At 62.4% G+C, this 24,416-nt stretch carries 28 protein-coding genes and 1 pseudogene; 16 read left to right on the forward strand and 13 right to left on the reverse strand.

What is annotated here, in order from left to right; genetic code table 11:
* Nucleotides 1–4: 4 nt before the first annotated feature.
* Both V8J55_RS17405 and V8J55_RS17410 read right to left on the reverse strand, forming a co-directional pair.
* Nucleotides 5–889, reverse strand: coding sequence for an alpha/beta fold hydrolase (locus V8J55_RS17405; RefSeq protein ID WP_336446841.1), 885 nt, complete (start codon nt 887–889; stop codon nt 5–7).
* Between the two features lie 24 nt (nt 890–913).
* Entirely contained in the window at nt 914–3,229 is a 2,316-nt protein-coding gene (locus V8J55_RS17410) for a TonB-dependent receptor (RefSeq protein ID WP_336446842.1), read from the reverse strand.
* A gap of 289 nt (nt 3,230–3,518) precedes the next feature.
* On the opposite strand from V8J55_RS17410, the gene V8J55_RS17415 reads away from it, so the two are divergent.
* Nucleotides 3,519–3,986 carry a retropepsin-like aspartic protease family protein gene (locus tag V8J55_RS17415; RefSeq protein ID WP_336446843.1) on the forward strand — a complete coding sequence of 156 codons (468 nt, stop codon included), beginning with the start codon at nt 3,519–3,521 and terminating at the stop codon, nt 3,984–3,986.
* A 253-nt stretch (nt 3,987–4,239) separates the two neighbouring features.
* Nucleotides 4,240–4,416, forward strand: coding sequence for a hypothetical protein (locus V8J55_RS17420; RefSeq protein ID WP_336446844.1), 177 nt, complete (start codon nt 4,240–4,242; stop codon nt 4,414–4,416).
* A 50-nt stretch (nt 4,417–4,466) separates the two neighbouring features.
* On the opposite strand, the gene V8J55_RS17425 is transcribed toward V8J55_RS17420, so the two are convergent.
* Both V8J55_RS17425 and V8J55_RS17430 read right to left on the reverse strand, forming a co-directional pair.
* Nucleotides 4,467–4,913 (reverse strand): DUF1810 domain-containing protein, encoded by a 447-nt coding sequence (locus V8J55_RS17425; RefSeq protein ID WP_336446845.1) that lies wholly within the window; start codon nt 4,911–4,913, stop codon nt 4,467–4,469.
* On the reverse strand, nt 4,910–5,527 hold the full coding sequence (locus V8J55_RS17430; protein WP_336446846.1) for an SOS response-associated peptidase: 618 nt from the start codon (nt 5,525–5,527) through the stop codon (nt 4,910–4,912). The genes V8J55_RS17425 and V8J55_RS17430 overlap by 4 nt, the downstream gene beginning before the upstream one ends.
* 55 nt (nt 5,528–5,582) lie before the next feature.
* Between V8J55_RS17430 and V8J55_RS17435 the strand changes: the two genes are divergently transcribed.
* A complete protein-coding gene (locus V8J55_RS17435; protein WP_336446847.1) occupies nt 5,583–6,095 on the forward strand; it encodes an SOS response-associated peptidase family protein in 513 nt (170 codons plus the stop codon).
* Nucleotides 6,092–6,673 (forward strand): alpha-ketoglutarate-dependent dioxygenase AlkB, encoded by a 582-nt coding sequence (locus tag V8J55_RS17440; protein WP_336446848.1) that lies wholly within the window; start codon nt 6,092–6,094, stop codon nt 6,671–6,673. Before V8J55_RS17435 ends, V8J55_RS17440 begins: the two co-directional genes overlap by 4 nt.
* Nucleotides 6,674–6,710: 37 nt before the next feature.
* Here V8J55_RS17440 and V8J55_RS17445 read toward each other — a convergent pair whose 3' ends face one another.
* From V8J55_RS17445 to V8J55_RS17465, 5 genes are all read right to left on the reverse strand, one after another.
* Nucleotides 6,711–7,232, reverse strand: a complete 522-nt coding sequence (locus V8J55_RS17445; protein ID WP_336446849.1) for a CinA family protein — start codon at nt 7,230–7,232, stop codon at nt 6,711–6,713.
* 7 nt (nt 7,233–7,239) lie between these two features.
* Entirely contained in the window at nt 7,240–7,734 is a 495-nt protein-coding gene (locus V8J55_RS17450; protein WP_336446850.1) for a hemerythrin domain-containing protein, read from the reverse strand.
* A gap of 136 nt (nt 7,735–7,870) precedes the next feature.
* Nucleotides 7,871–8,110, reverse strand: coding sequence for a hypothetical protein (locus V8J55_RS17455; RefSeq protein ID WP_336446851.1), 240 nt, complete (start codon nt 8,108–8,110; stop codon nt 7,871–7,873).
* Nucleotides 8,111–8,140: 30 nt separating this feature from the next.
* Entirely contained in the window at nt 8,141–8,413 is a 273-nt protein-coding gene (locus V8J55_RS17460) for a hypothetical protein (RefSeq protein ID WP_336446852.1), read from the reverse strand.
* Entirely contained in the window at nt 8,413–8,592 is a 180-nt protein-coding gene (locus V8J55_RS17465) for a DUF3606 domain-containing protein (protein ID WP_336446853.1), read from the reverse strand. The genes V8J55_RS17460 and V8J55_RS17465 overlap by 1 nt, the downstream gene beginning before the upstream one ends.
* Before the next feature lie 549 nt (nt 8,593–9,141).
* On the opposite strand from V8J55_RS17465, the gene V8J55_RS17470 reads away from it, so the two are divergent.
* Genes V8J55_RS17470 through V8J55_RS17480 form a run of 3 tightly spaced genes read left to right on the forward strand, consistent with a single transcriptional unit; the run spans nt 9,142 to nt 10,831 of the window.
* Nucleotides 9,142–9,531, forward strand: a complete 390-nt coding sequence (locus V8J55_RS17470) for a GNAT family N-acetyltransferase (protein WP_336446895.1) — start codon at nt 9,142–9,144, stop codon at nt 9,529–9,531.
* Nucleotides 9,528–10,331 carry an exodeoxyribonuclease III gene (gene xth, locus V8J55_RS17475; protein ID WP_336446854.1) on the forward strand — a complete coding sequence of 268 codons (804 nt, stop codon included), beginning with the start codon at nt 9,528–9,530 and terminating at the stop codon, nt 10,329–10,331. Before V8J55_RS17470 ends, xth begins: the two co-directional genes overlap by 4 nt.
* Nucleotides 10,328–10,831 carry a cupin gene (locus V8J55_RS17480; protein WP_336446855.1) on the forward strand — a complete coding sequence of 168 codons (504 nt, stop codon included), beginning with the start codon at nt 10,328–10,330 and terminating at the stop codon, nt 10,829–10,831. The genes xth and V8J55_RS17480 overlap by 4 nt, the downstream gene beginning before the upstream one ends.
* Here the strand turns inward: V8J55_RS17480 and V8J55_RS17485 are convergent.
* From V8J55_RS17485 to V8J55_RS17495, 3 genes are all read right to left on the reverse strand, one after another.
* On the reverse strand, nt 10,763–11,038 hold the full coding sequence (locus V8J55_RS17485; RefSeq protein WP_336446856.1) for a hypothetical protein: 276 nt from the start codon (nt 11,036–11,038) through the stop codon (nt 10,763–10,765). The genes V8J55_RS17480 and V8J55_RS17485 overlap by 69 nt on opposite strands.
* A gap of 584 nt (nt 11,039–11,622) precedes the next feature.
* Nucleotides 11,623–12,234 carry a response regulator FixJ gene (fixJ, locus tag V8J55_RS17490; RefSeq protein ID WP_336446857.1) on the reverse strand — a complete coding sequence of 204 codons (612 nt, stop codon included), beginning with the start codon at nt 12,232–12,234 and terminating at the stop codon, nt 11,623–11,625.
* Complete coding sequence (locus V8J55_RS17495; RefSeq protein ID WP_336446858.1) at nt 12,224–13,618, reverse strand: sensor histidine kinase; 1,395 nt, start codon at nt 13,616–13,618, stop codon at nt 12,224–12,226. The genes fixJ and V8J55_RS17495 overlap by 11 nt, the downstream gene beginning before the upstream one ends.
* Before the next feature lie 229 nt (nt 13,619–13,847).
* Here V8J55_RS17495 and V8J55_RS17500 point away from each other — a divergent pair, with 229 nt between their 5' ends.
* From V8J55_RS17500 to V8J55_RS17525, 6 genes are all read left to right on the forward strand, one after another.
* Nucleotides 13,848–14,537, forward strand: a complete 690-nt coding sequence (locus V8J55_RS17500; protein WP_336446859.1) for an alternative oxidase — start codon at nt 13,848–13,850, stop codon at nt 14,535–14,537.
* Between the two features lie 25 nt (nt 14,538–14,562).
* On the forward strand, nt 14,563–14,910 hold the full coding sequence (locus V8J55_RS17505) for a histidine kinase (RefSeq protein ID WP_336446860.1): 348 nt from the start codon (nt 14,563–14,565) through the stop codon (nt 14,908–14,910).
* Between the two features lie 64 nt (nt 14,911–14,974).
* The gene (locus V8J55_RS17510; protein ID WP_336446861.1) at nt 14,975–15,424 is read left to right on the forward strand and encodes a globin domain-containing protein; all 450 of its coding nucleotides are present in this window, start codon (nt 14,975–14,977) and stop codon (nt 15,422–15,424) included.
* Between the two features lie 85 nt (nt 15,425–15,509).
* On the forward strand, nt 15,510–15,896 hold the full coding sequence (locus V8J55_RS17515) for a group III truncated hemoglobin (protein ID WP_336446862.1): 387 nt from the start codon (nt 15,510–15,512) through the stop codon (nt 15,894–15,896).
* Nucleotides 15,893–16,204 (forward strand): DUF1971 domain-containing protein, encoded by a 312-nt coding sequence (locus V8J55_RS17520; protein WP_336446863.1) that lies wholly within the window; start codon nt 15,893–15,895, stop codon nt 16,202–16,204. The genes V8J55_RS17515 and V8J55_RS17520 overlap by 4 nt, the downstream gene beginning before the upstream one ends.
* Nucleotides 16,205–16,369: 165 nt before the next feature.
* The gene (locus V8J55_RS17525; protein WP_336446864.1) at nt 16,370–17,398 is read left to right on the forward strand and encodes a LacI family DNA-binding transcriptional regulator; all 1,029 of its coding nucleotides are present in this window, start codon (nt 16,370–16,372) and stop codon (nt 17,396–17,398) included.
* Nucleotides 17,399–17,516: 118 nt separating this feature from the next.
* On the opposite strand, the gene V8J55_RS17530 is transcribed toward V8J55_RS17525, so the two are convergent.
* Entirely contained in the window at nt 17,517–20,447 is a 2,931-nt protein-coding gene (locus tag V8J55_RS17530; protein ID WP_336446865.1) for a TonB-dependent receptor, read from the reverse strand.
* Nucleotides 20,448–20,766: 319 nt separating this feature from the next.
* Between V8J55_RS17530 and V8J55_RS17535 the strand changes: the two genes are divergently transcribed.
* The 3 genes and pseudogenes from V8J55_RS17535 to V8J55_RS17545 form a co-directional block, all read left to right on the forward strand.
* Nucleotides 20,767–23,307, forward strand: coding sequence for a glycoside hydrolase family 3 protein (locus V8J55_RS17535; RefSeq protein ID WP_336446866.1), 2,541 nt, complete (start codon nt 20,767–20,769; stop codon nt 23,305–23,307).
* A 384-nt stretch (nt 23,308–23,691) separates the two neighbouring features.
* On the forward strand, nt 23,692–24,171 hold the full coding sequence (locus V8J55_RS17540; RefSeq protein WP_336446896.1) for an Hsp20 family protein: 480 nt from the start codon (nt 23,692–23,694) through the stop codon (nt 24,169–24,171).
* 74 nt (nt 24,172–24,245) lie between these two features.
* A pseudogene (locus tag V8J55_RS17545) lies at nt 24,246–24,416 on the forward strand (Hsp20/alpha crystallin family protein); the annotation flags it as partial.

Genomic DNA, 24,416 nt, shown 5'->3' on the forward strand with positions numbered 1-24,416 from the left:
AGCGTCATCGGCCGTCGCTCTCATTCAGGAAATCGCGGATGACATCGCTGAAAACTTCGGGCGCCTCGAGGAAAGGGAAATGCGCGCCTCCCTCGGCCTCCGAAAATTCACGATAGCACGCGCCCGCGATCCGGCTCTGGATGAAACGCTGCGAGCGGGGCGGAACATGACTGACCGTGCCTCCCGTCACCAGCGTCGGCCGATCAATGCGCGCCAGGGTATCGCGCCAGTCGTTGGTGCTGTGGCTGAGGAGAAGTCCGGCGGCGACCGAGCTCGGCGTCCTGCCATTCTCCGCCAGGATCCAGTCAAAGAGTTCGGGCGAAATGCCCGGCGTCACCATGCTGCGCACGAAGCCTGCGCGGCTCTCCTCGCCTGCCGGCGAGCGCAAGGCGGCGCACAGGTCGCCGAGACTGCCGGGGGTGAACAAAGCACCGCAATCGGCCACTTCGTCCTCGTCCATGTCCGGCATGGCGAGAAGCATCGACGGCTGATCGACGAAAATGAACTTGTCGACCAGCGCGGTGCCGAAGAGATCGACATAGGCCCATAGGACCGACGCACCCATGGACCAGCCGAGAAGGCTGAAGCGCGCTAGGCCGAGCTGGCCGACAAGTTCTTCGATATCCTTCGCAAGGCGCGCCATGCGGAGCCCCTTCCCCGGATCCGGTGACAGGCCGTGCCCGCGAACATCGGGCACGATCACGGTGAAGGCATCCGAGAGGCTATCCAGCTGATGCTGGAACATCGCTCCCGATTGCGACCAGCCATGAACCATGACGAGCGCCGGCCCCGTCCCTTTCGTCCGATAGGCAATCCTTGCCCCATCCGACAGGGTGATCCAGCCTGCTGGTTCGGATGGCAGGGGCGGCCCCTGGCGAGCGCTCGTCATATCTGTTCCCTCCCGGCGCGCGGCTTAGAAATTCACGGTGATTTCGGCACCGAATTCGCGCGGACGGCCATAATAGGCTTCGTACATCGAGAAGGTACTCGCGATATCGAGCCCCGAGACGATGTACTTCTTGTCGAACAGGTTGGTCGCGAACACGGCAAAGGTGACCTTCTCATTCGGGAGCGTGTAGGCGATCCGGCCGTTCACTACCGCATACCCCGGCTGCGCGATCGCCTCGACATTGTTCGGATCCTTGTAGGTTTTCGAACGGTAGGACACGTCGGCGCGGAGGTAGAGATCGCCTCCGCCGATGTCGGCATGCTGCTCGATCGATCCGTTGAGCGAGATCTTCGCCGTCTCGGGAAGCTTCGCGCTGAGCGGGAAGGATACGCCGGGATCGAGTTGGCGATATTCGCCATCGAGGTAGCTGAGCCCTCCCGCAACGCGCGTCCCGCTATCCAGCCGGATCGTGAGTTCGGCCTCGATACCGCGGATGCGTGCCGACCCGGCATTCTGGACGACCGGCTGCGGCGCCCCGCTGCTGTCCGCCTGGACGGATGTCAGCTGGAGGTTCGAATAATCACTCTGGAAAGCGTCGATATTGAAAGTGGCCCGGCGGTCGAAGAGGTTGGTCTTGAGTCCGATTTCATAGGCCTTGAGGCGCTCGGGCAGATAACGCTTCAGCGACTGCTGACTAAACAGGCGCGGCGTCCAGCCGCCGGTCTTGAAGCCGTCCGAATAGGAGGCATAGACCATGACGTCGTCGCTGATGTCGTAAGCCAGCGAAGCCATCGGCGTGAAGACATTGTCGGTGGATTTGCACTCGATGAAGACGCCCGTCACATCGACGCCCGGACAGGTATATTCGCGCGGCTGTTCGAGGAAGAACCAGCGATTGCGGAAGTTCCGCTTTTCCTTGCTGTACCGTCCGCCGACCGTGAGATGCAGCTCGGGCGTGATGTCGAACGTTCCCTGACCGAAGATCGCATAGCTGTCGCCCTTCAACCGCCCGAGCGAACGGGCGTTGAAGTCGATCGGGATCGAGGTGTTGATCAGGCCGTCCCAGAGCTTAGCGATGATCCGGTTCTCGAGATCCTGATGCATGTAATAGAGACCCGCGGTCCATTTGAACCGGTCGCCGAACGAGGAGCCGTTGAACTGGATTTCCTGAGAGAATTGACCGTTGTCGTCATAGCTCGTGGTCTCGACCAGCGCGTAGGGCGAACTGTCGCCGTCGCGCCCGGCAAAGCCCTTGACGCCGCGATAGGCGGTGATGGACTTGATCGAGATATCGGGCGTCACTTCGAAGGTCGCGACCCCGGCGACGCCCCAGACGTCATAATGGTCGGCATTTGGCCCGGTTGCGCCGACGGCACCCGGCGCCGTGGCCCAGCGCCCGTCGAACTGCGAGTTCGCCGGCAGGCCAAGTTGCGCATTGATCGTCGGATAATATTCGGCGTTGAGCGCATCGACCAGCGGGCTCGCGCCCGCCGCATAACCGATGTTGCCGCCATAACCCATATGCTGGCGGATGCGGGTATAGTCCGCCGAGAGCGTGATATCGACGCCGCCCGATGGCGCCCAGCGCAGCACGCCGCGCACGGCGTCCTGGTTGATATTGCCCTGCCCCTCGCCGTCCTGGTCGAGATAGCGTTTCTGAAGATCGTCGGTATTGCGGCTCGAAGCCGAGATGCGCAACGCAAGCGTATTCCCCAAGGGAATATTGGCGCTTCCCGCGATATCGAGGCGCTTGTACGAGCCGCCCGTGATCGAGAGCTTGCCCGAGAAATCCTCGAAATCGGGCTTGACCGTCGTGATGCGGATCGCGCCGCCGATCGTGTTCTTGCCGTAAAGCGTTCCCTGGGGTCCGCGAAGAACTTCGACCGACTGGGTGTCACCGAGCGAATTGAGGGCTCCGCTCGAGCTCGCGACATAAACATCGTCGACATAGAGCCCGACGCCGGGTTCGTTCGGCATCAGAAAGTCGTTCTGTCCGACGCCGCGAATGAATATCTGCGCCGTCGTTCCGCCGCCATCGGGCCGGCCGTTATTGATTTCGACGCCCGGAACAAATTTCGAGAAGTCCTTGAGGTCGCCCGCGCCCTGTGCCGCGAGCGTATCGCCGCTCACCGCCGTGATCGAGATGGGAACATCCTGCAGATTTTCGGCGCGGCGCCGCGCGGTGACCACGATTTCTCCGTCGGCGGAACTCGCCTCCATGGTCCCGTCCCGCACTTCCTCGGCCGGCGCATTTCCGGCCTCCTGCGCTTGCGCGATGGTACTCGCTGCAATCAGCCCTGCGCCGCATACGCCCACGGCGAGAATCGCCTTGATCGACATAATCCCTCTCCCTCCAATCGGCACTTCTGCGCCGTTACGTCATATCTAGAAAGCGGATCTCCCGATGCGGAGGGAGCAAAGGCGATTGCACCGAAAATGGTTCAAATAATGAAATAGCAATATCAAATTTTGATCGGGGCCGAGCGGCGCAGGGCGCTCGGGCCTCTGATTCTCGTGAGATGGCTCAACGGCGGCGCTGATCCTCGTCATTCTGTTCAAGATTCCATATGTCGGCCGCGTCTTTCGGGCGCTCTTCTCCTTCGCGTTGCTCGCCTTCGGCATCTTCCTCGTGCTCCAGCAGGCGCCCTTCGATCCCAATCTGTCGCGCATCACCGCGAGCCTCGGTCTCGACAAACAGGAGGTGGTCGGCGACGAAGTCCGCATCCCGATGGGACGAGACGGGCATTTCTGGGCGAAGGTTAAGCTCAACGGCACCGAGACGCGCATGCTCGTCGACAGCGGCGCGACAGTCACCGCCTTGTCCGAGGCCACCGCCGACGCCGCGGGCGTCAAGGCCGACGCGACGCTTGTGCCCTTGCTCATGAAGACGGCGAACGGCACTGTCCGCGCCGATGCCGGGACGGTCGAGCGGCTGACGATCGGCGGTATCGCCGCGCGAAAGCTGAAGGTCGTGATCTCGCCCGGCCTCGGCGACACCGACGTGCTCGGCATGAACTTCCTGTCCGAGCTCGAATCTTGGCGGGTCGAAGGCCGCACGTTGATCCTCACGCCCGAGGGCGAGACGAAAGCGGTTTGACGCCAAGCGGATCGAAAGGGGGCATTCGCGCGCCGCGGCGACATGTCGCGGGATCGGTGCGGGGATCGGCGCGGCGCGCGATTGGCATAGCACATGGCACCGGCAGACCAGACGATCTCCGCATGACCCGTGCGGCCGAGGAACCCCGGCAAACCGCAAAAGTTGCGCGCCGAACTGAAGATAAACCGTGAGGGATAAAGGCAACTTCAGTGCTGCCCAGCCGTTAATCCGAAACACTTCAATGGAGGTTCCAATGAGCGTTAAAGGTCAGATCAAGGAAGCTGCCGGCTATGTGAAGGAAGAAGCCTTCGAGAACGGCGACAGCCCCGAATCCAAGCGCAAGGCGCAGGAAGGCCGCGACCTTCGCAACGAAGGGCGCATCGAGGATGGCAAGCCGCCGAAGTCGGGTACGCCCGGCACCGAAAAGTAATCACCCCTACCTCATCCTGGCAACTCGGGTCCGCTTCGGCGGACCCTTTTTCATTCCGGCGCGGTCGCTTCCCTCGCTGCGCCGAGTCGCTTTAATGTCCGTTCGTCGCGCACGGCGCCGAACCAGCGCGTCAGCGCGGCGGTGAACAGCGGCCGCTCGCCGACCGCCTCGAACAGGGTCAGAGACGAACGCAGCTTCATCGCATCGACTTCGCCGAACACGGCCACCGGATCGCTCGCCGTCAGATCCTGCAGGGCCTCGACGCATTCGAGATAGCGAGCGCCGAGGGCGGGGTGCGCGAGGTAGGCGCGTGCTTCGTCGAGACCGGCAATGGCGTAGCGCTGGGCCATCGCGCTGCGTCCGAGCCCGGTGAGCTGCGGGAATATATACCACATCCAATGCGAGCGCTTGGCGCCGCGCCGAATTTCGTCGAGCGCGCGCGGCCAGACCTGCGCCTGCGCATCAACGAAACGGCCGGGGTCAAAATCGTCCGTCATAGTGCCAGCGCGCCCTGTGCCGGGCGTTTGCCGAAGACCTGCGTCGGCTTGAGGCTTCCCTCGGGTAGCCATTTGAGGACATCGGCGGCGGGAACGCGCGGGTCGAGCCAGGCCGCCCATTGATCGCGGGCGAGCGGAATGATCTGGCGATGATGATAGGGCGCGATGTCGGGACCGGCGTCCATCGTGAGCAGGGTAAAGGCTTCACCGTCCTCATATTCGCGCCAGATGCCGGCCATGCAGAACCAGCGATGATCCTTCATCGTGAAGAGCCACTTATCGAGACGCTTCTGGGCCTTGTCGGCGGGATCGGTGAATTCATAGAAGCCGTCGCACAGGACCAGACAGCGATGCGACGAGAAATCGCGCCCTTCCGAACGAAAGTTATAGACCGGTTTTCCCTTTGGCCCGGGCCAACTCCACCGCCGGTTGACGAGCTCGCCGCGCAATACCCCCTCGCTGCTCCGCACGATCGGTGCCATATCCGTGATGCGAACATCCTCGCGCGCCGGGACGTTCGGCGCGCCCTCGGGCATGTCGATCTTGATTTTCAGATCATCGAAATCTTCGGCAATCGAGGCGATGTCGACTTCCAGCCGGTAATCATTGCACATTCGCTTGGCGCCCCTCGCTCTTGCGACTCATCTTTGTTCCCATTATGTTCCATCCATGTCCATCGCGCCAACGCCTTTTGATCCCGATGCCCCCGACGGCGGCGTGACAGCGCTTGTGCGCCGCAATCCGGACAATATGGCCGAAGTCGAAATGGTCAAAGCGGTCTGGGGTTCCGATCCGCGCTTCTCGGACGGGGTCAATTACCGCTTCGTGCGCACCGAAGGCCGCGCCTTCCCGAACCGCCGCTGCCTGATTCCGGCATCGGAGTTCCGCATGGGCACCGGCGATCATAGATACCGGGTGACGCTCGACAGCGGCAATTTCTTCTATCTCGCCGCCGTCTGGGATCCGCCGCTCGCCGACTGGCCGCTCTCGTACCGCATCCTCACGATCCCGGCGGGCGCCGATGTGATACCCTATCAGTCGCGCCACGGGGTCATCGTCGAGCGCCGCAATGTGATGCACTGGCTCGACGGCACGCTGCCGAACGACGAGCTGTTCGCAGAGCCGCCGCGGCACAGCTTGTTTGTCGAACCGCTGCGGGCGCAAGCCTCGCTCGCGCTGTGACGCGCAGCGCCGCTGCGCGGGCGCCGCAGCCAGACCTCTTCGGTCCGGCCCTGCTTCCCGGCCTCGCCTATCGCGACGATGTCATCACCCCCGCCGAAGAGACCCAGCTGATCGCACGCATCGAGGCGGCAGAGCTGACGCCCTTCCAGTTCCAGCAGTGGGAAGGAAAAAGACTGACGCGATCGTTCGGCTGGACTTATGATTTCCAGACCGGCCGCTTCGCCCCCGGCGAAGCTATACCCGAATGGCTCGACACCATTCGCGACCGCGCCGCCCGATTTGCAGGGATCGATCCGGCCGCGCTCGAGCAGGCTCTCGTCATTCACTATGGGATCGGCGCAGGGATCGGCTGGCACAAGGACCGGCCGGTGTTCGAACATGTCGTCGGCGTCTCGCTCGGCGCACCTGCGACGATGCGCTTCCGCCGGCGATGCGAGAGCAAGTTCGAGCGTGCCACCGCCGAACTCCTTCCTCGCTCGATCTATCATATGCAGGGCGAGGTCCGCGACGATTGGGAATATAGCATCGCCGCGATGGACGTCCCACGCTGGTCGATAACCTTTCGCAGCCTGCGCTGAGGATGGCCAGGCCGCATCGAGACGCGACCCCAAGCCATCATGCCGAAGCCAAAGCAGGCGCGGCGCGTTCAGCCTCGACCGCCTCGATCATCATCGAAAGCGCCGCTACTATGGCGTGATCGAGCACGGCTTCACGTCCGATGTCGCCGAAATGACATTCTTGTCCGCAGCGCCGACCATCACGCGCGTGGCAGGCGAGATAGACCAGCCCAACTTCTTCCTCTTCCTCCTGCGGGCCGCAAAAGCCGGTCAGCGAAATGGCGAAATCGGCGTGACTGTTCGCGAGCGCGCCAGCGGCCATGGCCTCGGCGACCTCGCGGTTGACCGCATCGCAGCGCTCTGCGTCCGAGCGGTCAACGCCCAGTTGCTCGCATTTGGCATCGATCGAATAGACGACGAAGCCGCGCTCGAGATGCGAACCCAGGTCGACGTCTCGCGCCATAAGGGCGGCCAGTTGGCCGCCCGTACAGCTTTCGGCGGTCGCCCAGCGAAGCGCGCTCCCGCGGAGTGCCTCCGCCAGGCGGCGCACATGCATCGCGATGCCGCGCTGCGCCGACATGTCAGCGTTACATCGTGGTTGTTTCGGCGGGCGGCAGCCCAGCGGTTTCGGCCTGCGCCTTCAGCTCTTCCTTGCGGGCGAGCATCTTCTCGCCGAGCGCATCAAGATCGACGTCGGCGGCACGCGCTTGCTGGAACATGTTGTCGTGCTGCTTCTCTTCTTCCTTCACATGATGCTCGATCTCTTCCTTCAGCACGGTGACCTTGGAATCGAAAAATTCGTCATCGGGGCTCGATGCGACGATCTCGTTGATCAGAATCTTCGCGCCGTCATGCTCGACATAGGCTTCCTTGAGCAGGTCGTCGTCGATCTTGCCCTTGAGCGCCGGGTAGAAGACCTCTTCCTCGATCTGCGCATGGATTTTGAGTTCGGTGCAGATCTGGTCGGCAAGCTTGCCCTTGGCGCTGCTGCCGTTCGCCTTGTCGAACTCGGCAAACAATTTCTCGACGGTGCGATGATCGGCCGCGAGAATATGGGTCGCGTCGGTGTCGATCGGTTTCATCTCAGTCTCCTCATGTTGCTCTCCCCGCCGACAGGAAGGCAACGGTGGAGACAGGTGAAAGTTGCGGCCCCGATCAGCGCGCGCCACCCATTGATCGATCCGCCGCCGCGCCGGGAAGCAGCGCAAAACCGGGCGGTCAGCGTCCGCCGGCGCCTTCGCGGCCGGCGCGCGTGTCCTGTTCCTCGCCCACGCGCGTACCGCTTTCGGGATTATAGTTTGCCGGGATGCTGCCGCCGCTGTCGGGATCGCGCTTCGGATCGCGATCGAACGTATCGCTCGGGCGCCGCGCCGAGCCCTTCGGCTGGTTTTCGGTCGGTATGTTGGGATTGCGGGTTTTCTCGGTCGGCACGTCGCGGACTTTGCGATCGTCGGTCATGATACCTCCTTCTGCGGCAGCTGCCGCCGTTCATGCATCCGAGATCGTCTCGTCCTCGATCGCGGCGTGGATCATCCGGTCCCAGATATCGGCATCGCCGACCGCGAGCATGGCCGCGCTCGGCTCGCGCAACGTCCGCAGCACGGCGAGCGCGGCGGCGCTATATTCCGGCCAGAGCGCGTCGACCGCGTCGCCCGCCGAGGCCATGTCGCCTTCGGCATTCTTGCTGAGAGCATGGCCCGCGAGCGCGCGCGACACGCGTTCGACAGGCGACGTGAGCGCCCGATCGAGCTCCTGGGCCATCACTTGGCCTTCAGATAGTCGCGGACCTTGTCGGCACTGTTGCCGACGGCATCGACTGCTTCGCGCAGTTCGGCCTCGCTGACGCCAAGGCTGGCCGACCAGTCGCGCACTTCATAATCTTCGCTGAGGCTGATCCGATCGCGATCGGGCGAGCCCACGCTTTTCTTGTCGTCTGCCATGGCAACCTCCTTATGTCCTTCACGACCAACGTCCGCTGACCGCGCGAGTTGCACCGGGAGCGATCGCGGAACGAAAGGCTGGAAATCGCGTCTATTCGGCATGGCCGACCCGACCGTCACCGCGCTTCGCGAAGCCGCAAGTCACCGCGGCTTCCGTCTTGTCGCGTCACGCAAGCGCACGCCCGGAACCGGCGACTATGGCAAGTTCGGGCTGACCGACGGCAAGGGCAAGCCCCTGCTCGGCGTCGGTGACAACGGGCTTACCGCGAGCGCAAGTGAGATCGAGGACTATCTGCGCGGCGGCGAACTCGCGACCTGGAAAAAATCGGCGGCGGTCGCGCCCAATGCGCCGCGCGAAGCCAAACGCGCCGCGAGCCAGAAGGCGCCGGAACCGACGCCGCGTCCTGCCTCAGCCAAAGCCGGGTCTGGGCCAGACAAGAAGCCTCCCGACAAGCCAGCTCGCGCCCCGAGCAAAGGGGCCGCTCCGAAGAAGAGCAGCGAACCCCGCTGCTTCGCATTCGCAAGGCCACCCCGTCGGACACCGCCGCGATCACCAAACTCCTCACTAGCCCGAGCCGGGCGGCGAAGCAGGCCGCCGCGATCGCGGAGCGCATCATGCAGTTCGGCAAGCCGGGCAACGGCCTGTTGGTCGCGGAGCGGGACAAGCCGATTGCATGCCTCGCCTGGACCTTGACCCCCGCCCTCCATCGCCCCCTTTCCGGCCGCATCGCGACGATCATCGTCGACGAGAAGCACCGCCGCGAGGGTGTCGGCCGCGCGCTGATCGAGGCTGCGGCCGCGCTCATGGCCAAGGCCGGATGCGAAAGCGTCGAAGCGATGAGCGACATCGACATCCGCAGCGCGCATGGCTTCTTCCGCAAACTGGGCTTCGCGGAAACCAGCTACCGCTTCGCCAGATCGATCGCGGCAGCACGATGAAGATCGCGACCTATAATGTGAACGGGATCGGCGGCCGCTTACCCGTGTTGCTCAAATGGCTGGCGCTGGCCAAGCCCGACATCGTCGTCTTACAGGAATTAAAAGCGCCGCAAGAGGCGTTTCCCGAGACCGCGATTGAGGCCGCCGGCTATCAGTCGATCTGGCACGGCCAGAGCCGCTGGAACGGCGTCGCGCTGCTAAGCCGTGTCGGCGAGATCCACGAGACGCGTCGCGGCCTGCCCGGCGATCCGAGTGACGAACAGAGCCGCTATATCGAAGCGGCGGTCGACGGCGTGCTGATCGCCGGCCTATATCTTCCCAACGGCAATCCCCGTCCCGGACCCAAGTTCGCTTACAAGATGGCGTGGATGGCGCGCCTTCACGCCCATCTCGCAACGCTCGTCGATCTCAAAGCGCCGGTCGTCGTGCTCGGCGACTTCAACGTCATTCCGACCGACGAGGATGTTTATAAGCCCGAGCGCTGGAAGAATGACGCGCTCTTCGCGCCCGAGGCCAAGGCCGCCTATCAACATCTGCTCGACCAAGGCTGGACCGATGCAATCCGTCACCTTCACCCAAAGGAGACGATCTACACCTTCTGGCATTATTGGCGGAATTCGTTCGAGCGCAACGCCGGCATCCGCATCGATCATTTGCTTCTGAACAAGGCTGCCAAGAAACGGTTGAAGGCCGCCCAAGTCGACCTGCGCCCGCGAGGCTGGGAAAAGACGAGCGACCATACGCCGGTCTGGATCGAGCTTGGCGAACCCGCGAAACGGAAGCCAAAGGCGCCATCATGATCGAACCCGAGACCTTCATTCTCTACGAAAAAGGCTGGTGCCCGAACAACGCGCGCCTGCCCGTCCTCCTATATCGCGGCGCGGTCAAAGCTGAAGGCAAGACGGCCGCCGAACGCTTCGAGCAGCTCTTCGCCGACCATGGCTGGCCCCCGCAGTGGCGCGACACGATCTTCGATTATCATCATTATCATTCGACAGCGCACGAGGCGCTGGGCGTTTTCGCGGGCTTCGCGACGCTGATGCTCGGCGGACCCGGAGGCCGCATGGTCGAAGTCCAGGCTGGCGACGCGCTCGTCCTGCCGGTCGGCACCGGCCATTGCCGCATCGCGGCGAGCGAGGATTTTGAGGTCGTCGGCGCCTATCCGCGGAGGATGGAGTGGCACATTTGCACCGAGGCACCCGGCCCTGAGGCTCGCACGCGCATGCGAAACCTACCCGCGCCCCGCAGCGATCCCGTCACCGGTCGTCCCGGCTTTTTCGAAGCGCCGACCAACGACTGAGGCGACACCGCATGGCGGCACCATCCACAGGTGGGGCGCCTTCGCCGACATTTCGGCGAGCAAGTTGCCGCCATCCCACAGTTCGATGTCCGCGTCGCCGCTGCGTCCGTCGGCGAGATAGCGCGCGTGGTCGCGATCGTCGGCGTCGAGCTCGACGCGCTCGGGCGCGGCGCCGGGCGATTTGATCAAGAGATAGAAGCGGGCCATGCTCCTTGTCAGTTGCGACCGGGGCTGCCCCGCCGCGATTGGACCCGCGAACCTTGCGGCAGCGAGATTGATATTATGTAAAATCGGCCCCGCATTCAACCCGGTGCACCCGTCCACATCGCAGGTGGACGCAAGAAACAAAAAAGGTTCACCCCCGGCAAAGACCGCAGGAACAAAGGCGGGGGCATAGGCGTTTCACTAACCTGTCCAGACGAAAGGATGGTCAGATTTAAGTCCTGTCTTCGGACGGATATTAGGTAAGCCCCTCCGCAGAGATGCGGTGGGGCTTACCGCATTCGGCCTCCCCAATATCAATGTCGCCGGCTCGGAGAGCCCGAACAAACGCACTCTTGGCAGGCCCGCAGCCGGACGGCGTGCGATGCGCGCCAGTGCCTAGCGAGCCGAGTGCGCCGCGCGGCCCACCATCAGCGCGACCCCTGGCCGAACCTGCCGAGGCCATAGTGCGCCCATCAGATGCTGCGCTCAATTGCTAATCGTGGCCGAAAGCTGTCGCTTTGCGTCAGTAATAGCTCGAAAGCGGCCGCCGCCCATTTCTGAGCTTGGCCCCGACTTCTGACGCCTCGTCATCCAAGCTGCGCAATCGTTGCCATGCGAACCAGGTCCGACAGGGTCTTGGCGTGCATTTTCATCATCGCATTTGCGCGATAGACTTCGACGGTTCGCGCACTGATTCCCAAGTCGTAAGCGATCGCCTTGTTGGCCTTGCCCTCCACGAGCGCCTCCATCACTTCCCGCTCGCGAGCAGACAATGACGCGATCCGTTCCGTTAATTGCTGCTTCTGCGCCCGCCCGTCAGCGGTGCCCGACAGATCGCTGATCGCTTTACGGATCGCCGACATAATCAGTTCGTCGTCGAACGGCTTTTCGATGAAGTCGGCGGCGCCCGCTTTCATCGCTTGGATCGCAAGCGGCACGTCAGCGTGTCCGGTCATCACAATTACCGGAATCTCCCCGCCACGCCCCCGAAGCGTCGCCAGCAGTTCGATGCCGTTGGTCCCCGGCATGCGGACGTCGGTGACGAGGCATGCGCCATCGAGGGGAGGCGAAGCCGCGAGGAAGGCGTCGGCCGACGCGAAACCGCGAACGCGAAGACCCGCACAATCGAGCAGGAACTCCAGCGATCCGCGTGCGCTGTCGTCGTCATCGATGATGTAGACGATGGGATCACTCGCCACCTTCCAGCTCCTTCCTGTTCACAGTCTGCAGCGTAAAGCTGAAACGCGCGCCGACTGGCTCTGCCCCTTCGGCCCAAATCCTGCCGCCGTGCGCCTCGATGATCGTACGCGAAATCGACAGACCCACGCCCATACCGGTGCGCTTGGTCGTGATGAAGGGCTGAAACAGCCGATCCGCGATTTCGGGATCGATGCCCGGCCCATTGTCGGTCACGCTGACCTTCGCCACGTCCCCGTCCGGTTCAATGCGGACTTCAAGTTCTCTGGACGGACCGTCGAACGCAGCCAGCGAATCCACGCCATTGCGCACGAGATTAAGCACCACCTGCTGGACCTGAACCCGGTCGACAAGCACGAGATCGACGGCGGGATCGAATGCAAAATGGACGCGAATGCCGTGCTCCTTTGCGCCAACAAGCGCGAGGGCGCTTGCCTCTTCGACGAGCTTCGGCAGGCTTTCGACGCTGCGCTCGGTCTCCCCACGCGCAACGAAGTCGCGCAGACGCCGAATGATGTCACCGGCGCGGAGGGCCTCGACCGACGCGCGCTCGACCGCTTCGGCAACGCGCTCGTGCGGGACGACGTCGCGCTCAAGCAGCATCCGGCTGCCTTTCAGGTAATTGGTGATCGCGGAGAGGGGCTGATTGATCTCGTGCGCGAGCGCGGAGGCCATTTCGCCGAGGCTGGTGAACCGCGACACGTGCACAAGTTCATTTTGCAGTTCCTGCAGCCGCGCCTCGGCCTCCTGGCGTTCGGTCAGGTCGCGAATGAATCCGGTGAAATGGCGCTCGCCGGCAGCATGCATCTCTCCGACGGCGAGTTCCATCGGGAAGGTCGAGCCATCGCGGCGCTGGCCGACGACCACCCGCCCGTTGCCGATAATGCGCTTTTCCCCGGTCCGGTAATAGCGGGCGAGATAATCATCGTGCCCGCTGCGATAGGGTTCGGGCATGAGCATGCTCACATTGCGGCCGATCACGTCGCGGGCGGCCCAGCCGAACATGCGCTCGGCGGCGGAACTGAAATCGCGGATCAGTCCCTTCTCGTCGATCACGACCATGGCATCGGGAACCGTTTCGAGGATCGAGCGCAGGTGCGCCTCGCGCCGCGCGAGGCGCGAGGCGGCGGCTTCGGTCTCGATGCGGGCGTGCTGGAACCATTCGCCTCCGGTCGCGATCGCGAGCGCTATGACCACGAAGGCACCGGCGGCAATGAGACTGCCGTTTTCAATCGGCCCGGCCTGCGCATCGCACCACAGCCCCGCCGCCGCGCCAGTGAAGGCGGCGAGCGTGCCGGCGCGAACACCCGACAAAGCCCCCGCGACTACCACGCCCGGTACGAAGAAGATGAATGTGGCCCTTGCGCCGAGCGCCTCGGCGAACATCAGGCGAACGCCAATGCCGGCGGCGATGAAGAGCAGCGCAATGCCGAAGGCAGCCGGCGCCGAGAGGCGCGGCAGGAAGCGGCTCGCGAAGGAAGCGCGCGGCACCTCCGGTAAATCCCCTAGGGGAGGTGCGGTAGGGACATCATCCAAATTTCCGCGCTCCCAAGTTCATTCTAACCAGTCTCCATCGACGGCAAACTGAAGAGGCCGTCCAAACGGAGACCCCGCCATGACCGCACCTTTCATCGATCTTAGCGTTCACCACAAGCCCGCTGGCCTGTCCGACCGTGTCGCCTTCGGCTTTACCAAGGCGCTTCGTTGGAGCGCCGACACCTTCTTTGCCGAACGTTATGGTCACCGTGCCGTCGTGCTCGAAACCGTCGCTGCAGTGCCCGGCATGGTCGGTGCGACGATCAATCACCTCGCCTGCCTGCGCCGGATGTGCGACGATAAAGGCTGGATCAAGACGCTGATGGACGAAGCCGAAAATGAACGCATGCATCTCATGACGTTCATCGAAATCTCGAAGCCGACCTGGTTTGAGCGCGCGGTAATTATCGGCGTTCAATGGATCTTCTATATCTGCTTCTTCGCGCTCTACCTGGTGAGCTCCAAGACTGCGCACCGCGTCGTCGGCTATTTCGAGGAAGAGGCGGTGATCAGCTATACCCACTATCTCGCCGAGATCGACGAGGGCCGCAGCGCTAACGTCCCGGCACCCGAGATCGCCAAAAGCTACTGGGGTCTGCCCGCGGATGCAACGCTCCGCGACGTTGTTCTCGTCGTCCGCGCCGACGAAGCGCATCATCGCGACGTCAATCATGGCTTCGCCAACGAACTTGCGGGCTTGCCCGTGGGTCCCGTCGCCGAATGTCCGCCGCACGTCACGCTCGAGCCGAACTGGAAGCGGGCTGCCTGACGATAACGAGAACAGGAGAATGCGCATGGATCGCCCCGTCGTCATCGTCGCAAGCGACCCGGCGCTCCTGTCCTCGCTCCGTTTCGCCCTGTCGGTCGAGGGGTTCGACGTACGCGAAGCCGATGACATCGCTCATCCCGGGGCAAGTCTCGTCGTCGATCAGGACCGGGTGGGCGGTGGTCTGGCCCTTGTTGCCGCCCTGCGCGCTGCGGGCAACTCCGCTCCGGTCATTCTTCTCGTGACACATCCCGACCGGAACCTTCGAACGCGCGCAAAGCTGCTCGGCGTCGAGCTTCTCGAGAAACCCCTGCAACGCGACGACCTCAGCCGGCTTCTCGCGACCTCGCCCGATCCGCTCGCGCGGGCAGAGTGACCGAACTTAGGCGATTGGCGCGAGCGCAGTCTGGGCAATAATCTACAATCCAAAGGAACCAAGCATGCGCACCGCCTCAGCCCACGCCATGGAGATCGTTAAGGCGACGGCTCCCGCCCTCGAGAAACACGGTCTCGCTATTACGACGGCCATGTACGCACGGCTCTTCGAAAATGCCGAGGTCGAGGCCATGTTCGACCGCGCCGCCCAAAACAGCGGCGAGCAACCGCGTCGCCTCGCGGGCGCAATATTGGCCTACGCGCGCAACATCGATAAGCTGGCCAACCTCGGGCCGGCCGTAACCCGCATGGTTCAGCGCCACGTCGAGACCGGCGTTCGGCCCGAGCATTACCCCTATGTTGCCGACGCCTTGCTCCCAGCAATCCGCGATGTCCTGGGCGCGGAAATTGCGACCGACGAGGTTCTCGCAGCCTGGGCGGAGGCCTATTGGATGCTGGCCGACATCCTCATTTCTGCAGAGGCACAAGCCTATGAGAAAGCGGCGGTGGCGTGAAGAACTGTAACAGGCGACCGGCGCCAATCCCCTCGCCTGTCTTGCCGATGGCCAACCCGACAAACAAAGTGAGAAAACAGCCAAAATGACCGAGGCCATCCTCTCCGAGCAGGATCTCGCGCGCCTGATTCCGGCTTTCTACGCCCGGGTTCGAGGCGATGAGATTCTCGGTCCGATCTTCAACAAGGCCATCCATGACTGGCCACATCATCTCGAGAAACTGCAGGCCTTCTGGTCCTCGATCATGCTCACCAGCGGACGCTACAAGGGGCAGCCGATGGTCGCACATGTGCGCCATGCCGACGACATGACCGCCAGCAATTTCGAGCGTTGGCTCACGCTTTGGCGCCAGACGACGGAAGAGTTGCTGGACGCCGACACGGCGGCGGCGATGCAGACGAAGGCTGACCGGATTGCTGAAAGCCTCCAGCTCGGCATACAATTTTATCGCGACAGGAACCCGGTATCATGATCACCCCACTGCCCGTAGGCCTGACCGTTTATAAGCGGACGCCCACCTTTACCGAGGCGAGCGTTCCGCGCGGGTTGCTGGCCGATCATTCCGCGAAAGAAGGCGTGTGGGGCCTGATCCGGGTCGAAGAAGGCAGCTTGCGCTATGTCGTGACCGATCCCCGCCGGGATTTTGCCGAGCATATTCTGGCGCCCGGCGGCGAGCCTGGAGTGGTGGAGCCCACGATAGCCCATCGAGTGGAGCCGCTCGGCGCGGTGCACTTCTATGTCGAGTTTCTCCGCGCGCGCGCCGAAATCGACCAGGCGTAGGGTTTAATCTGGCCGATTGCGGTCAGACAGCTTGTAGATCTGAGATCGTGAAAGCGGACATTTCCGGATGCATGCATCCACACCGACCAGCCCATCAAGTCGGGCCTCCGCGAGGCAGTAGCGTACAATTGACAACGAAGGACAATTTCGCCACGACCCGAAGGCATGGCTCACGGAGAAAAACGCTCGACAAGCATTGACGTCGCCAAGCTGGCTCAAGTGTCACCTAAAAGCGTATCGCGCGTCTTCAATAATGAACCGCATATTTCGCCCGCGTTGCGTAGAAAGGTGCTCCGCGCCGCCAAAGAGCTTAACTACCACCCTAATGTTCTCGCGCAGGGCCTAGTCCGGAGACAATCATACCTCATCGGTTTGATCTATGAAAAGCCGAGTCCAAGCTATGTGGTCGAATTGCAGCGGGGCGCGCTCGAGAGATTGCATGGCGGACGCTATCGTCTGATCGTGCTGCCCGTGGAATCGGTAATGGACCGTCCGCTCGAAGTGGTCAGCCTCGTGCGCTCCGCAGCATTGGACGGCGTCATCCTCGCACCGCCGGCGTCGGACCATCCCGACATTCTCGATGGACTTTTGGATGCGCGCATTCCCTTCGCCCGGATCGCGCCCCAGTCCAAGCTTGATGTCGGCCTGTCGACGGCAATGGACGATGTTGCAGCCGCGCGCGAGATCGCCGAGCATGTCATCGGGCTTGGGCACCGGACGATCGCGATCATCCTAGGCGATCCGGTCCACGCCGCCAGTGCCCAGCGCCTGATCGGCTATCATCAGGCTTTCGACGCCAACGGCCTGCCGCCGCTTCCCGATCTGGTCGAAACCGGCGATTTCAGTTTTGAATCGGGATATGAAGCGACCAAGCGCCTCCTGTCACGCAAGCTGCGGCCGACCGCCATATTGGCACAGAATGACGATATGGCGGTTGGCGCCATGTCGGCGGCACGCGAATTGGGATTCGATGTTCCCGCCGATCTGACCGTCGTCGGGTTCGACGATTCCGAAATCGCCCGCGTCGTGTGGCCGCGTCTCACGACGATCCGCCAACCGGTCATGGAAATGGCCAAGACCGCGACTGACATGCTGCTGCGCGAACTGGCGGGCGATGATCCCGGCGGAATGGTCATCCATGCGCATCAATTCGTCGATCGGCTGACCGCCGCGCCGCCGCCGGCTCTATCATAGCCTACACCGCTTGATTGAGGTCGCGTTCGACGGACCTCGGCGCAACTTGCATATCGGAGAAAAAGGACAGCGGCCCTTCACGAGAAGAGCCGCCGCCATGTTTCAGCGGGCGCCGAAATCAGAAGTTGAATTTTACCCCGCCGTAAATCCGCCGCGAGCCCGATTCATAGCGGAAGGGCAGTTCTGGGAATTGCAGGTAGGTGCTGGCATTTGCCTTGGTGATGTTGATCGCCTCCGCAAAAACTTCGAAATTGTCGGTGATTTTGTAACTGATCTGGCCATCGAGCTGGCCATAGGATTTTTGGTAGATCCCCAGATTGCGCGTCGTAGCCCCGTCGGCGAACCCGAAATTCCCGAGATATTGCTTCGAGCGCCAGCTGTACGAAGCCCGCGCGGCAAAGCCATATTTCTCGAAATATATCTGGCCGTTCGCTGAATGCTTCGACACGCCCGGCAAAGGCAGCTTGTTGCTGAAATCGGTGCTGAAGTCGGTGCTGGTGTCCGAAAAGGTGTAGTTGGCGGTAAAGCCCAGACCGAAATCGAGGGCATATTGCGCCGCAAGTTCAAACCCTTTCACCCGGCCGCCCGATCCGTTCGCGGGCTGCGACACGGGCCCCAACCTGCCGCCGCCTTGGTCATTCACAAAAACGGCAACGGTTTCGTTGACGATGAAGCTGTCGACTTCCTTCCAGAATAGGCCGGCGGACAAAAGTCCTTGGTTGCCGAAATAATGCTCGAAGCCGAGGTCGAATTGATAGGCGCGGAACGGATCGAGCTCGGCGTTGCCGCGGCTTCCGTTGGTGAATTTGAACAGATCGTCGGCCGGGTCGCGTGTAAATTGGGTCGCAAAGCCCTGCCCCAGTGAAACAAGCGGCTGGCGGGCCACGACACGCGCTGCCGAAAACCGGACTTTATCGCCTTCGCTCAGGTTGAAGACCGCATTCACGCTGGGTAGGAAGTCCGTGTAGCGGCGAACGGTTCGGACCGTGGTGAAGTCGCGCAGCACGCCGTTCCAGCTGTCGGTTCCCCAATAGCTGGGATCCGCACTGGCCGGCTGGTTCTGATCGATCGTCAGGCTGGTGTTGACGATGCGAAGCCCGACGTTGACATGATAGGGATCGTCGAGCCCACCCAGGTCGGCCATCACATATCCCGACTTAGTCTCCTCCTTGACCCGATAAGTCTGCAAGGGATCGGCAAAAAAAGTGAACGGCGTGTCCGGGTAGAGCGATTGAATCCACTGCAGGGCATTGGTCATCTGCGACCGGTCAGCGACCAAGACCGTGTCGCCCGCAACATGGCCGCCGCCCGCGAAGTTCTTGATCGCCTCGACGCGCTCGGGGTTACTGGTCAGAGTCTGGTAGGGCGTGATCAATGCCGGCGAATTGCCGAAACGGGTACATCCGGCAAAGGCCGCCGGCTTGTTCGCCTCGGGCAGGTCGCAGATTTTGTAGCCGATCGCCCCATCTTGGAAATAACCATAGGGCGTCCAATTATAGGAGTAGCCCGGGACGCGCTCCGCGGCAGGGATCGCCGTCGCATCGAGTTCACCCTTGCCGCGATAGTCGGCGAGATAGCGGCCCGATGTGAAATCGACGGTGCGCTGACCATAACGAAAGCCTGCACTCAACGTGATCGTGTTCGTGTCGCTGTCGTCGACGTCATAGCCAAAGTCGGCGCGGATCGAATGCCCCTTGATGTCGGACCGGTCGCCAAAGGCCCAATGCGATTTGAAGAAGCCATAGGCCGGATTGCTGAACAGGTCCTGCGGGCTGCCCGGTGCGATGCCAAAGCTCGGAAAATCACCGTTCTTATAGGTGAAATCGAAGGTCGGCGGCGCCGCCGGATTGGGTATGAACCCCGGCTGCGGCCCCGACGTTCCCGGACCGCGGACGCCATATTCGGTGTAGCGCACGTCATTGTTCGCGACTTCGCGGCCCATCTTCGACGATGAATAGTCGGCCATGATCGATGCACGGAAGTTGGTGTCATTGTCCCAGTCGATCCCGAACTGGAGATTGTCCGATTTGATCTTCGAAACGTCGACGAACGAAATGGCCTCAGCCGATTGCGCGCGCACGGTTCCGTCGGTCAGGACGCCGTTCTCGTTGATGTTGTAGCTTCCCACCAAGCCCTGCGATTCGCCCTGCCCAAACGGAAATTTGACCGAAGCCTCGCGCGTGTCGATCTTCAGGTCCGAATGGAAATATTGCGCGCTGACCTCAAGCTCGTCGGTGGGCCTGAAGTTCACCCCGAGCGACGCGCCCCAACGCCGGCGATACTGGTCGCGGTCGGTGATATAGCGATATTCGGGTGCATAATAGTTGGTCGGGACGGTCGCGGTGTCGCGGCGCCCCCCGGCAAAGGCCCAGTTGCCGCGATTGTCACCGCCCAAAGCGTTGACGTGCGTGTTGGTCTGCTCATAGCTGAACGACGCGATGATCCCGAGACGATCGTCGAAATTGTAGCCCAGAACCGCCGCACCCGCAGGCTTCCATCCGCCGATCTCGCTGCCCTTGCTCATCTTGAAGTTGCCGGCGACCGTCAGGCCGTCCTGTAAATCGAGCGGATTGCGGGTTTTCAAATTAACGATGCCGCCGAGACCGCCTTCGAGCAGAGAGGCATTGGGCGACTTGAAAACCTCGATGCCGCCGATCAGCTCTGACGGCACGCCTTCGAGACTGTCGTTGCGGTTATAATTTCCCTCGCCAACCTTGTAGACTTCGAGTCCGCTGACAAAGAGCTCGCCGTTCAGCAATGTCACATTCTGCTCAAGGCCGCGGATCCGGACCTTTGAACCCTGTCCATTCTCGCGATCGATCTGGATGCCGGGAAGGCGTTGCAGGGACTCGGCAACATTCTGGTCGGGGAATTTCCCGATATCCTCTGCCGTCACCGATTCGATGATCAGGTTGGAATCGCGCTTTGCGTTCAAAGCATTCTCAAGCGATGCGCGAAAACCGGTGACGACGATTTCGCTTTCCGTACCTTCGCCGGCGACCTGTTCGGACTGCGCAAATGCAGGCGAAGCGGCGAATCCCAGTGCCAAGACCGAAGTCGCAGCAAACAGCATCCCCCGGTGGCTTAAAGTCCCGCTGATCATTTCCATCCCTCCCAAACCGCATCTTGGCGTGCGGACAGTGAACGTCTTTTCACACGGGGCGGAAGCGACTCAGCGAGACCCGACAAGCAGACTCGCGGGCCGCATAACCCTGCGCCCCATTTTTGTTGCATAGTCTTGTCAACGTTGTCAAATGATGTTTGGAAATTGCCGCCATATGGACGATTATCCAATCTATTCCTGTCAAGGTTGACAGATACATTGGACCGCAAAATGGCAAGAGCCGCGACGCACGGGAGAGGATTTTATGCCATTTAGAACAATGCTATATACTGCCGCGCTTTCGCTAGCCGCTGCCTCGACCCCGCAAGCGCTGGCGTCGCAGAACGACGCCACTTCCGTAAAACCGTCGGGCGCGGTCGATACCGGGCGATGGCCAGAAGTCGCCTATCCGCGGATCGTTACGGCCGACGGCGAAGCCCATGTCCAGGCGCTGCTGGCCAGAATGTCGGTGGAACAGAAGGTCGGGCAAATTATCCAGGCCGATATCGGCAGCGTGACGCCCGAAGATGTGCGTAAATTTCATCTGGGTTCGGTGCTCAATGGGGGAAACTCGGGGCCAGGCGGCAATGACCTTGCTCCCGCGCGCGACTGGCTCGCCTTGGCCGACGCCTTTTACGCGGCATCGATGGATCACGCGCCCGGCGCGCCGGCGATTCCGGTCATGTGGGGCACCGATGCCGTGCATGGGCATAGCAATATCGTCGGCGCCACTCTGTTTCCTCACAATGTCGGGCTGGGCGCCGCGCGCGATCCCGGGTTGATCGAGCGCATCGGCCGCATAACTGCGATAGAAATTCGCGTGACGGGTCAGGAATGGACCTTTGCGCCGACGGTCACCGTCCCGCAGGATTATCGCTGGGGACGCGCCTATGAAGGATATTCATCGGACCCCGCACTCGTCGCCTCCTACGTCGGAAGCATGATCCGCGGGTTGCAAGGACCGCCATCGACCACGCCCATTCTTACGGGACCGCATGTTGCCGCAAGCACCAAGCATTTCCTTGCCGACGGCGCCACCGTGGACGGCAAGGATCAGGGCGACGCGACCGTTTCGGAGCTCGAATTACGCCTCGTTCACGGAGCGCCCTATATTCCCGCAATGGAAAATGGCGTGGCCACCGTCATGACCAGCTTCTCGAGCTGGCAAGGCGTGAAGATTGCCGGAAACAAGGGGCTGGTCACCGACATATTGAAAGAACGGATGAACTTCGGCGGCTTTGTCGTCACCGACTGGAACGCGCACGGGCAGGTTGCGGGCTGCAGCAACGCCAGCTGTCCCGTTGCCGCCAACGCCGGGATCGACATGTTCATGGCTCCCGACAGCTGGCGCGCCCTTTACGCAAGCACGCTGGCCCAAGTGAAGGATGGCACGATTCCGATGGAACGGCTCGACGACGCCGTGGCGCGCATCTTGCGCGTCAAGCAGCGCCTGGGCCTGTTCGAGGCGGGCAAGCCATCCGCGCGCGCCTATTCGGGCCGCTACGACCTGCTCGGCGCACCAGAGCATCGGGCTGTGGCACGCGAAGCGGTTCGCAAGTCGCTCGTCCTTCTCAAAAACACCGGCGTGCTACCTCTCAAGCCGCAGGCGCATATCCTCGTCGCGGGCGACGGCGCCGACGACATCGCCCGCCAGTCAGGCGGCTGGACCTTGAGCTGGCAGGGCACGGGGCTGGACAACAGTGATTTTCCGGGGGCAACCTCGATATGGCACGGCATCGAGCAATATGTCGCGGCAACCGGGGGCAGCGCCGAACTCGCGCCCGACGGCAAATTCAAACGACGCCCCGATGCGGCGATCGTCATTTTGGGCGAAACGCCCTATGCCGAATTCCAGGGCGATATCCCGTCGCTCCAGCTGCGCCCCGATTTGCGCCGCCCGTTCGCGACGATGCGCAAGCTGAAGGCGGCGGGGATTCCGGTGGTCGCGGTCATGATCACCGGGCGGCCGCTATTTATCAACGAGGCGCTGAACGAGGCCGATGCCTTTGTTACCGCCTGGCTCCCGGGATCCGAAGGCGCCGGCGTCGCCGACCTGCTGTTCGCTGGCAAGGATGGCGCGACGACCTTCGACTTCCAGGGACGCCTGCCGACGGCTTGGCCGGCGACGGCAAAACATGGAGGGCCAACGCTGTTTCCCTTTGGCTACGGTCTGACCTACGCCGATGGCCCGCAGCCATGGAAAGCCCTTTCGCAAGACAGCCAGGTCGCCGGCGACGGTAGCGGCGCGGGTGTCTACTTCGACAAAGGCCTGGCAACGGCATCGTGGTCGCTAAACGTGTCGCAAGCCGATGGCGGCGATCCGTTGCGCGTGACGACGGTTCCCGCCACCGGTCTGTCGGGACGCGCGACGATCAACGCGGCCGATCACACCGTTCAGGAAGGCGCGCGGCAGTTTGTCATCGCTGCTGGCCCTGACGGAGCCGCGGTCGAGATCATGGCGCAAAACGCCGTCGACCTGTCGCGAGAGACCAACGGCGACGTCATGCTACTTGCAACCGTGCGCCTCGATGCGCCGCCCTCGGCGCCGGTTTTCATGTCGGTTCGCTGCGACGGCTCGGATTGCGGTCGTCCGCTTGTTTTCCCCGAATTTGCGGCACTCGTGCCCGGCCAGTGGCGCGTGTTGGGGGTGCCGCTGAAATGCTTCGCGGCGACCGGCGCTGATATGACGCGCATCACCGCGCCATTTCGTGTCGACACCCGTGGCAGCCTGAATATTAGCCTGTCACGGATCGCCTTAGGCAGCGGCGCGGAAGCCGACGTCGTCGCGAAATGCGCCTTGGACTGACCATATTTTGCCAATGATCCCAATCCTTTCGGTTGCCACGTGCCGCGCCCGCTCACGGAGGTAGATAATCAATGCGAGCGTAACAACGGACAACATCCCGGCGCATATCGATCTCCCGCGACAGCGTAATAGTCTGGCGCCGGATCTGGCCGTTTGCAGTCAGGCAGCTTTTTGGTACCAATCGCATATGGCGGCGATCCGCCGCTCGCGCGTCAATCCGCCTGAGCCGAGTCCGATCGCAGAAAAAATCTCTTGAAAGTGATTTTCGGCTTCCTAGCTTTTTATTGCCGGGTGCCGAGACCGGGCCCGGTGGGTCAAATGAGAGCGCCGGCTCTCTCCGGCGTTTCTCACGCCCAAATTGCTCAACTTTGGAGGATTTGGAAAATGAGAAGCAGTTTTGATTTTGCGCCCTATCGGCGCTCCACGGTCGGCTTCGACCGCCTGTTCGATCTCCTCGAGACCGATTTGCGCGGCGACGGCGGCGAAGGCTATCCGCCTTTCGATCTTTCGCGGCAGGGCGAGGACAGTTACCGCATTACGCTTGCGGTCGCCGGCTTCCGCCCCGGGGATATCGAGGTGGTCGCCCAGCAGAACCAACTCATCATCAGCGGCAAGCGCGGCGAGGACAAGGACGAGGGGCAGTATCTGCACCGCGGCATTGCGGCCCGCGCCTTCGAACGGCGCTTCCAGCTTGCCGACTATGTCGAAGTCGCCTCCGCCGACTTCGATAATGGTTTGCTGAAAATCGATCTGCGGCGGGTCGTCCCCGAGGCAATGAAGCCGCGCAAGATCGAGATCGGCGGCAGTTCCCCTGCCAATGATCGCTTGGACGCCCCGAAGAAGAAAGACCTCGAGGCGGCCTGATCGGGGCACCGGCTCGCCGCCCGCAGCGGCGGCGAGCCATGCTGAAACTCTCCAGCCAGAAAGGAGATGCTATCATGGCTATTCGTGATCTGATCCCCTGGAGCCGACAGGAGAACCGGCTCCCCGTTCCGGTCAGCGCCGAGCGCGATCGGGGCGATCATCCGCTTCTGTCGCTTCACCGCGACGTCAATCGCCTGTTCGACGATCTCTTCCGCGGGTTCGGTATGTCGTCGTTCGGCGGCCTC

It is taken from the genome of Sphingopyxis sp. CCNWLW2, assembly GCF_037095755.1.
Lineage (GTDB): Bacteria > Pseudomonadota > Alphaproteobacteria > Sphingomonadales > Sphingomonadaceae > Sphingopyxis.